The following is a 9,355-nucleotide window of genomic DNA, read 5'->3' on the forward strand; positions in this document are numbered from 1 at the left end:
GGCCTCCCGGCCGTCTTGCCGGTCACCTCCGGACGCGACCGGTCACGCCGTCGCGAGCAGCTCGCGCTCCAGGCGCTGGTAGCTCGCCTCCATGCCGTCGGTCATGCCGGTGGCGAGGACCGCGTCCCGCTGCTCCGCGCTCGGGTACGTGACGAGCAGGGTCAGGAGCGTCGCACCGTCGACCTCCGCGAGCTGCAGGTCGTTCGTGTTCGGCGGGTACGGGGCGCCGGTCATCGCCTCGGTGCTGACGATCCGACGCTCGGGCTGCACGAGGGTGTTCTCGCCCTCGAAGCCGAACGGCTCACCCTCGGTGTCCCCGACGGGCGCCCAGGCCTGCCGGTACCGCCCGCCAGCCGTGAGGTCGTTCTCGCAGACCGTCATCTCCCAGCCGTCCGGTCCGAGCAGCCACCGACGCATCAGCTCGGGTTCGGTGTGCGCTCGCCAGAGCACGTGCCGCGGTGCATCGAACGCGCGGGTGAAGCGGACGTGGGTGTCGTCGAGCACCTCGGTGACCACACCCTTGCCGAGCGCGTACTCCCGGAGGTCGGCCAGCACCCGGTCGAGCTGCCCGAACGCCTCCGTGTAGCCCTGCTCCATGCCCATCGCGAGGAGGGTGTCGAGCGCCGCGGCGTCCGGGAAGGTCGTCGTGACCCGGACACGCGAGCCGGAGTCGGTCGACTCGAAGTCGAGGACGGTCGTGCTCGTCGGCTGCGTGGGGTCGACCTCGCCGTCCTCGGTCGCGAACAGGTCGTCGAAGGCCAGGCGCGCCGGGGCGTCCACCGCGATGACGAGCCAGACCGAGCGGTAGACCTCGCCGTCCGGACCGGTCATGTCGTAGCGGGCACGGCCGCCGGGGCGGAGGTCGAACGCCGAGAACGTCGCGGGGAAGCCCGGCGGGCCCCAGAACCGTTCGAGCTGGCGGGGGTCGGTGAACGCTCCCCAGAGTCGTTCGACCGGGACGGGGAAGTCCGCGACGAGCGTGGTCGTCAGGGCTTCGGGATCGGTGGTGACGCTGGTCACGGGCATGGTGGCTCCTCGTCGAGTCGGTGGTTCGCGGTCGTCGTCGTTGTCGTCTGGGTGGTCGTGGGGCTGTTCGTCAGTGCTCGTCGTCGCCGGCCAGCAGGGTGTCGAGCCGGTCGATGCGGCCACGCCAGAGCCGGCCGTACTCCTCGAGCAGCCCGCGCACGCGGTCGAGCTGCTCGGGATCGGCGCGCACGATGCGGACGCGCCCGCGGGGTTCCTTGGTCACGAGTCCTGCTCCCTCGAGGACGGTGACGTGCTTCTGCACGGCGGCGAACGACATGTCGTAGGCCGCCGCGAGGACCGAGACCGTGACACCGTCGGCGAGGGTCCGCCGCACGATGTCCCGTCTCGTGGCGTCGGCCAGCGCGTGGAACACGCGATCGACCTCGGCGTCGGTGAGTTCGGTTCGTACAACCATCTGGTTGCACGTTACGCCCGGTGCGCGCACGGCGCAAGGGGTTCGTCGCGCGCTCGCGCTCTCGCGAGACTCCGCCGGCCGCGCACGAGACTCGGCCGGCCGCGCACGAGGCTCGGCTTCAGCGACGAGTCTCGTGCCCGTGCGCACGAGACTTGTCGCTGCGCACGAGACTCGCGGCCGGCCGCGCCGCCGCTCAGTACACGTCGCGCACGTACCGCTTCGCGCGCCGCAGGTCCGCCAGGTACGCGGCGGCGTCGTCCGCCCCGCGCCCGCGCTGCTCCGCGATCACGTCGAGCAACGCCTGCTCGACGTCCTTCGCCATCCGCGAGGCATCGCCGCACACGTACACGAACGCGCCGTCCTCGAGCCACCGGTACAGCTCCGCCGCCTGCTCCCGCATGCGCGTCTGCACGTAGACCTTCTCGGCCTGGTCCCGCGAGAACGCGAGGTCGAGCCGGGTGAGCACGCACCGCTCCTGCAGCTCGGTCAGCTCGTCCTCGTACACGAAGTCGGTGTCCCGGTGCTGGTCGCCGAAGAACAGCCAGTTCCGCCCGGTCGCTCCGGCAGCGGCCCGCTCGTGCAGGAACCCGCGGAACGGTGCGATGCCGGTGCCCGGGCCGATCATGACCACGGGGGCGTCGCCGTCGGCCGGCACCCCGAACGCGGCGTTCGGCTGCAGGTACACGTCGACCTCGCCGTCGGCCTGCACCCGGTCCGCCAGGTACGTACTCGCGACACCGGCGTGCGAGCGGTGCACGTCGCCGTACCGCACGGACGCGACCGTGAGGTGGACCCGGCCAGCGTGTGCGAGCGGACTCGACGAGATCGAGTACTGCCGCGCCTGCAGCCCGCGGAGGTTCGGGAGCAGCTCCTCCATCGTCGGTGCCGCGCTCCCGGCGTCGCGCAGGAGGTCGAGGACGTCGCGCCCCCAGAGCCAGCGGTCGAGCTCGTGCTTGTCGCCGTGCGACACGACGGCCGCGAGCTCCGAGGCGGGAGCGCGCTGCACGAGGTCGGCGACGAGGTCCTTCGACGGCGTGCGGATCTCCCGGTCGAGTCGCAGGACCTCGCCGAGTGGCCGCCCGTCGAAGTCCGCGGAGCCGTCCGCCCCGAGGTGCCCGAGGAGCTGGTCGACGAGCGCCGGGTCGTTGTGCGGCATCACCGCGAGCGCGTCGCCGGCCGCGTACTCGATGCCCGAGTCCCCGAGGTCGAACTCGAAGTGCCGGATCTCCTTCGCGCTGCGCGGCGAGGAGAGCAGCCGGTTCACGACGAGCGGCGCGCGGTAGGGGTTGCGCTTGTTCCACTGCGACCCCGGCCTGGAGGCACGGCTCGACTCCGCCCCGCCGGCTGCGGCGGGTGGGGTGGTCGCCCCGGCGGCGGGGCCACCAGCACCTGGCTGCGCCCCTGCCTCGGCGGCCAGGCGGTCGAGGACCGCAGCGCTCCACAGCGCCGCGGGGTCCTCGAAGTCGACGTCGCAGTCCACGCGGTCGTGGATCCGCGTCGCGCCGAGCTGTTCGAAGCGGGTGTCGAGGAGCTTGCCGGCCTGGCAGAACTCGTCGTAGCTCGTGTCGCCGAGCCCGAGGACGGCGTACTGCAGCCCCTCGAGGCGCGGGACGGTGGACGCCTGGATCGCGTCCCAGAACAGCCCGGCGTTGTCGGGCATCTCACCCTCGCCGTACGTCGAGGTCACGACGAGCACGTGCGACATCCCGGCGAGCTGCTCCGGCGTGACGGCGTCGAGCGGGGTCGCTCGGCCGCCGAGGCCACGGGCCTTCGCGCCGGCGACGAGCTCGTCCGCGAGGAACTCCGCGTTGCCGGTCTGCGTGCCGAACAGCACGTCGATCGTCGTCGTCGGGGCACCACCGGCGGCGCGCTTGCCCGCGGCGGCGATCCCGGCGATGAACCCGGCGAGCCAGGACTCCTGCGCGGCCGAGAACGGAGCGTCGACCGGGATCAGCTGTCCGGTCGGGGGGAGCGTGGTCATGCCGACACCACCTCGGTCGGGGCCTGCGGTGCGCGGCCGGCGATGTCCTCGAGCGCAGCGTTCGCGAGCAGCTCGTCGAAGCGGGCAGCCCGGACACGGCCGGCGTTCTTGGCGTTCTGGTGCATGATCCACCCCGTGGTGCCCGGCATGTCCGTGCTGCGGTTGTTCCGCTGCGCGAGCGCACGCTTCGAGTCGTCGAGCCGCTTGACGGCGATGAGGGTCGCGAGCTCGTCGTCCGCGAACCGGTCGAACGTGCCGCGGAGGTACTTCACGACGCGCTGCTTCACCTGGAAGTCCTCGGTCAGGATGAGGTTCCGGACCGCCTCCGTCACCCGCGGGTCCGAGGCGCCGGCGCCCGGCACCCGCTCCTGCGCCACGTCCTGGGCGACGCCGAGCACGGTGTACGACGACAGCAGCGAGAACATGTCCTCACCCTGGTCACCGAGCGCGGGGGCGCGGCCGTCGAGGACGGTCCGCTGGTCGCGGTAGTCGACCTTGAACGCCCGCAGCTTGTCGGTCGCCACCGAGTTCGCGAGCTCGTCGAGGAGCTCGGGCCGGGTCGCGGCTGCGAGGATCTCGTCGGCGTCCTGGCTGAGCAGGAGCGCGCGGGGCATGCCGACGTACACGTGCTCGCGCGTGGTGTCCCAGTCGGCGAGCAGCCGCTCGGCCAGGCGCGAACCGGTCGCCTCGAGGTGCCACTCGAGCAGGAGCTTCGCGGCGGCCTCGTGGAAGGCGCCGCGCTCCGTCTCGGTGACCGGGAACACGAGGAGCGAGTCGGTGCTCGCACGCTCGGTCACCGCGCCCGACGGGTCGTACTGGTAGAGGAACCCGCCGGACATGCCGTTGCCGAGGCCCTTGCCGTAGGCGCCGAGGTTGAACACGGCCCCGCCGGTCATGTACTCGCAGCCGAAGTCACCGACGCCCTCGACGACGGCGGTCGCGCCCGAGTTGCGGACGGCGAACCGGTCGCCGGCCTCGCCCTCGACGAACGTGCGGCCGCCGGTGGCACCGAACAGTGCGAAGTTGCCGACGAGGACGTTGCCACCGCGCTCAGCACTGCCGCCGCCGGGCGCCCGGACGACGATCCGACCGCCGGACTGGCTCTTGCCGACGCCGTCGTTCGCCGTGCCGACGTGCTCGAGCGTCGTGCCGTCGTTCGTGAAGACGCCGTAGGACTGCCCGGCGGACCCACTCGTGCGGATCGTCAGGGCGCCGTCGACGAGTCGCCGGCGGCCGCGGTCGTCGGTCGTGATCGCGGGGTGTGCCGACAGGTCGACACCGCGCAGCTCGTGGTTGAGGATGCGTTCGACGTCGATGCCGAGCTGCCCGCCGACGGACTTGTCGGCGTTCCCGAGCGCGATGCCGTCCACGACGAGCGCGTGCTCGTGGCCGTCGATCAGGGCTGCACGGACCCGCTCGATGAGGGCGTCGTCGGTGCGGAAGTCCTTCTCGAGGTACTCCGGGTCCTCGACGACCTTCTCCGGCACCTGTGCGAGCAGGTTCCGCACGTCGAGCCGACCGACGGACGCCGGGTGGTCGAGCAGCTGCAGCAGGTCCGTGCGCCCGCGGGCCTCGCGCAGGGAGCGCAGGCCGAGGCGCGCGAGGATCTGCCGCACGTCGTGGGCGATGTTGAGGAGGTACTGCGCCAGCGCACGCGGGTCGCCCTCGAACGCCTCGGCGTTCGTGGTGAGTCCCGCCGGGCACTTCACGTTGCAGTTCTTCGCCATGACGCAGCCGAGCATCATGAGCGCGGTCGTGCCGAACTCGAAGGAGTCCCCGCCGAGCAGCGCACTCGTGACGACGTCCGACCCGGTCTGGTGTGCGCCCGAGCAGCGGAGCGTGACCTTCTGGCGGAGGCCGTTCGCGACGAGCGCCTGGTGGACCTCGGCGACGCCGATCTCCGCCGAGCGCCCCGCGTACTTGAGGCTCGTGACGGCCGCGGCGCCCGTACCGCCGGTGTTCCCGGCGACGTTGATGACGTCCGCGCCGGCCTTCGCCACGCCGACCGCGATCGTCCCGATGCCCTCTGAGGACACGAGCTTCACGATCACCCGGACGCGGGCGGCCTTGCAGTCGTGGATGAGCTGCGCGAGGTCCTCGATGGAGTACGTGTCGTGGTGCGGCGGCGGCGAGATGAGCTCCACGCCCGGCGTCCCACCACGAGCCGCGGCGATGTCCACCGTCACCTTCGGCGCGGGGAGCTGGCCACCCTCGCCGGGCTTCGCGCCCTGGCCGATCTTGATCTCGAGTTCCTCGAGCATGGGGTCGGCGAGGTAGCCCGCCCAGATGCCGAAGCGACCGGAGGCGAACTGCTTGATGCGCGAGCCGCGGATCGTGCCGTACCGGGAGTGGTGCTCGCCACCCTCGCCGGAGTTCGACATGCCGCCGACCATGTTCGTGCCGTGCGCGACCGCTTCGTGCGCGGTCGCGACGAGCGCACCGTGGCTCATCGCACCCGAGGCCAGCGTGCGGGTGATCTCGTGCGCCGGCTGCACCTCGGCGACGTCGACGCTCGCCGGGGCCTGCTGCAGCAGCCCGAGCAGGGCGGCAGCATCACCCGTGGCGCGCAGCGTCACGTGGTCGTCGGCGACGTCGTCGACGTCGACCGTGCCGGGGTGCAGGAGGGCGAGCCCGTCCGCGAGGGCCTGGTGGCGCAGTGCACCCGTGTGCCCCGTCGACGTGAGCTCCAGGCGGAAGCGATCCGTGCCTCTCCCCACCGGCACGGCCGGCCCGCCGCTGGCGCGTCGGTCCGGAACCGGCGGCGTGGGCCCAGGCAGTCCGTCGGAGGACGCGCGCGAGCCGGCGAGCCCGCGCACCGTGATGCTGGCGTTGCCGCGGGTCGCGAAGCGGCCGAGCTCGCGGGCGAAGTCCTCCGCCTCGTCGATGCCGGTCACGTCCGCGGGCAGCGCGAGCACGTCGCGGAGTGCCGCGGGGCGCCGGGACCGCTCGTCGTGCGTGGTCTGCAGGAACGACACGTAGCCGGGCGTGACCCGGTGGGCGTCGATCTCGGCGTCGCTCAGCCGGTCGTACCCGGTGTTCCGGTACGCGGCGTCGGTGATGCCGAACGAGTCGTCGAGCTGCCGCAGGGTGAGCAGTCGCAGCGCGTCGGAGTCGCCCGAGCGCTCGAACGCCGGGCGTTCCTCGGTCATGCCGCCGAAGCCGCGGACGCTCGCGACACCGAACGAGTGGCCGGCGCCGTCCGAGCGCTCCTTGAAGAGACCGAGCAGGGGCACCTGGCCCTCGGTCGCGACGCTCCGGGCACGCTCGTGCCAGTCCGTCGCGGCCTGGGCGATCCGGGCGAAGCCGACGCCGCCGACCGGGGCCTCCATGTGCGGGAAGACCCGGGCGAACAGGTCGTCGCCGGTGTCGAGGTAGTTCGGCTCGAAGAACTCACCGCCGATGTAGCTCTCCGCGGTGCACAGGCCGACGCGGCCCATCGTCTTCGCGAGGGCCTTCTCGGCGGCCTTCCGGAAGCGCTTGAGGGCGAGGTCGGTCGCGGTGTACTCGCCGGCCGGAGCAGCCTCGGCGGGGTACTTCTCCTCCGCACGGAGCCGTGCCGACAGGCTGTACACAGCCGACGCCCCGAAGCCCAGGGCCGTCGCGACGTGGTGTGACGATGGCAGCTGACCGGACTCCGCGACGATCGACACGCGCAGCCGCAGCCCGGTCTCGATGAGTCGCTGGTTGACCGCCGCCACGGCGAGGATCACGGGGAGGGCAGCGTGCGTCGACGAGACACTGCGGTCGGTGAGGACCGCGATGCCACCCGTGCGCTCGGCGAACGCGGCCACCGCGTCCGCCAGCTGCTCCGTCGCGGTGCGTACCGCGCCCGCGTTCGCCTGCTCGTCGCCGAGGACCGGCACGTAGAGCATGTCGAAGCGCTCGAGCGGCACGATGTCCTGATCGCGCAGGCGCACCATGTCGAGGTGCCCGAGCACGGGGGACTGCACGACGAGCTGCCGGCTCGGGGAACCGTCGCCGCTGCCCGTCCCGTCCGGCTTGCTGCCGAGGGCGACGCGCATCGACATGCCGTCGGCCTCGCGGATCGAGTCGAGCGGCGGGTTCGTCACCTGGGCGAAGCGCTGCGAGAAGTACTTCGCCATGCCGCCCTCGGTGTCGCTGAGCGCGTTGATGGCGTTGCCGTAGCCCATCGCCGAGATCCGCTCCGACCCGTTGGCCAGCATCGGGTCGAGCATGAACCGGAAGCTCTCCTGGTTCAGCGAGTACGCCACGTAGCGGCCCGCGAGCGACAGGTCACCGTCGTAGCCGAGCGTGCTCGTACCGCGGTCGTAGTCCGGCGCGGGCAGGTCGTCGAGGTTCACCCGCGCGGCCTCGAGCAGGGTGCCGTAGTCCCGCCGCCCGGCGAGCATCCGGAGCACCTCGTCCGAGCGCATCAGCGAGCCGGTGCGGTGGTCCACGACGAGCATGCCGCCCGCCTCGATCCGACCCCGGTGCACGACACCCTCGGGCCCGAACGTCACCTGGCCGGCCTCGGACGCCACCATCAGGTACTCGTCCGTCTGCACCGTCCGCAGCGGACGGAGGCCCAGCCGGTCGAGTCGGGCGCCGACGACGTCGCCGTCGCTGAAGATCACGGCTGCCGGGCCGTCGTTCTTCTCCTCGTACAGCGAGAAGTACTCGAGCATGTCCCGCACGTCGGACGTGAGCGTGCGGTCGTTCTCCCACGCCGGCGGCATGAGCGAGACCACGGCCTCGACGATGTCCAGGCCGTCGTCGAACACCCGGCTCTGCAGCGTCTGGTCGAGCCGGCTCGAGTCCGACTGCCCCGGCGGACGCACGATGCTCCGTGTCCGGGCGCGCGCCAGTGCCTCGTCGGAGAGCCGGTTCTTGCGGTCGGTGTTCAGTTCGCCGTTGTGCGCCATGAGGCGGAATGGCTGGGCCATCGTCGGGTGCGGTTCGGTGTTCGTGGAGAAGCGCGTGTGGAAGTACAGCGTCCGCACCGAGTGCCGCGGGTCCGTGAGGTCACGGAAGTACGAGATGACCTCACCCGAGTTGAGGCGGCCCTTGAGGATCTGCGTCCGGGCGCTGAGCGACAGCGGGTACAGGGCGGCGTGCGCGGCGTGCGCCTCGGCGGCCTGGGCGTACGAGACACGCTCGACGGCGAGGAGCGCACGGTTCGCGGCGGCGTCGACCTCCGCGCGGGACCACGACTCCGGCGCGCGGAACACCCACTGCACGATCGGCAGCTGGTACTGCTCGGCCTCGGGCCGGGCGACCGAGTGGTCCACCGGGACGTCCCGGACGAGCAGGAGCTCGAAGCCCTCGTGCTCGATCGCGTCGGTCACGACCCGCTGCGCCGCGGCGCGCTCGGCGGCCCCGGCCGGGGTGGAGTCGTTCGGCACGAAGCAGTTCGCGACGCCGAAGTGGCCCGCGCGCAGGGCCTCGCCGGTGATCGCGCTGAAGAACTCCACCGACAGGCCGATGCTCACGCCCGCGCCGTCACCCACGCCCTCGGCGGACTTGCCGCCGCGGTGCGGGATCGAGCAGAGCGCTTCGTCGCCCTTGCGGATCACGTCGTGGGTCGGCGTGCCGTCGAGACGGGTGATGAAACCGACCCCGCAGTCGCTCGATTCGCGGGCAGGGTCGTAGAGACCGAAGGAGGAGTGGTTCACGTGCGGGTCCAGTGGAGCGTGTGCCGACAGGCAGCGGACGGCCACGCTGCATCCTCGGAGCGCTCGCCGCGGGCGGGCAGTCGGGTGGTGACGGCCGGGCCCTGTGGGGTTGTGGTGCGGTGAGGTGATGCTACGGGTTGGTATACCGCGGACGCAACAGACCGGCCGGTCGGGAGGTGCGGTGCGGGTCCGGCGGGTGCATCCGGCCCGGCCGGTGGTGGGGTCGGGCGCGGGGCGCTCCCCGCCCGTGCGGTCGCGCGCGGCGTGCCGCCCGCTCGGTGCGAGGCGCGGTGCGGGACG

The 9,355-nt window shown here is 72.3% G+C and carries 4 protein-coding genes; all 4 read right to left on the bottom strand.

The features are described from left to right. Positions 1–42 precede the first annotated feature (42 nt). Entirely contained in the window at positions 43–1,026 is a 984-nt protein-coding gene (locus ACSW7Y_RS13935; RefSeq protein ID WP_438126849.1) for an SRPBCC family protein, read from the bottom strand. A 70-nt stretch (positions 1,027–1,096) separates the two neighbouring features. Next, the gene (locus ACSW7Y_RS13940; RefSeq protein WP_438126850.1) at positions 1,097–1,441 is read right to left on the bottom strand and encodes an ArsR/SmtB family transcription factor; all 345 of its coding nucleotides are present in this window, start codon (positions 1,439–1,441) and stop codon (positions 1,097–1,099) included. Positions 1,442–1,634: 193 nt separating this feature from the next. Next, positions 1,635–3,422, bottom strand: coding sequence for a sulfite reductase subunit alpha (locus ACSW7Y_RS13945; RefSeq protein WP_438126851.1), 1,788 nt, complete (start codon positions 3,420–3,422; stop codon positions 1,635–1,637). Beyond that, positions 3,419–9,055 (bottom strand): glutamate synthase-related protein, encoded by a 5,637-nt coding sequence (locus tag ACSW7Y_RS13950; RefSeq protein ID WP_438126852.1) that lies wholly within the window; start codon positions 9,053–9,055, stop codon positions 3,419–3,421. Before ACSW7Y_RS13950 ends, ACSW7Y_RS13945 begins: the two co-directional genes overlap by 4 nt. Between the last annotated feature and the right edge of the window lie 300 nt (positions 9,056–9,355).

Source organism: Curtobacterium flaccumfaciens, from assembly GCF_051548005.1.
In the GTDB taxonomy this organism is placed as follows: Bacteria; Actinomycetota; Actinomycetes; order Actinomycetales; family Microbacteriaceae; genus Curtobacterium.

Coding starts and splice junctions, on each gene's coding strand:
- ACSW7Y_RS13940 (WP_438126850.1), bottom strand. CDS start 1,441: ATGGTTGTACGAACCGAACTCACCGACGCCGAGGTCGATCGCGTGTTC.
- ACSW7Y_RS13935 (WP_438126849.1), bottom strand. CDS start 1,026: ATGCCCGTGACCAGCGTCACCACCGATCCCGAAGCCCTGACGACCACG.
- ACSW7Y_RS13945 (WP_438126851.1), bottom strand. CDS start 3,422: ATGACCACGCTCCCCCCGACCGGACAGCTGATCCCGGTCGACGCTCCG.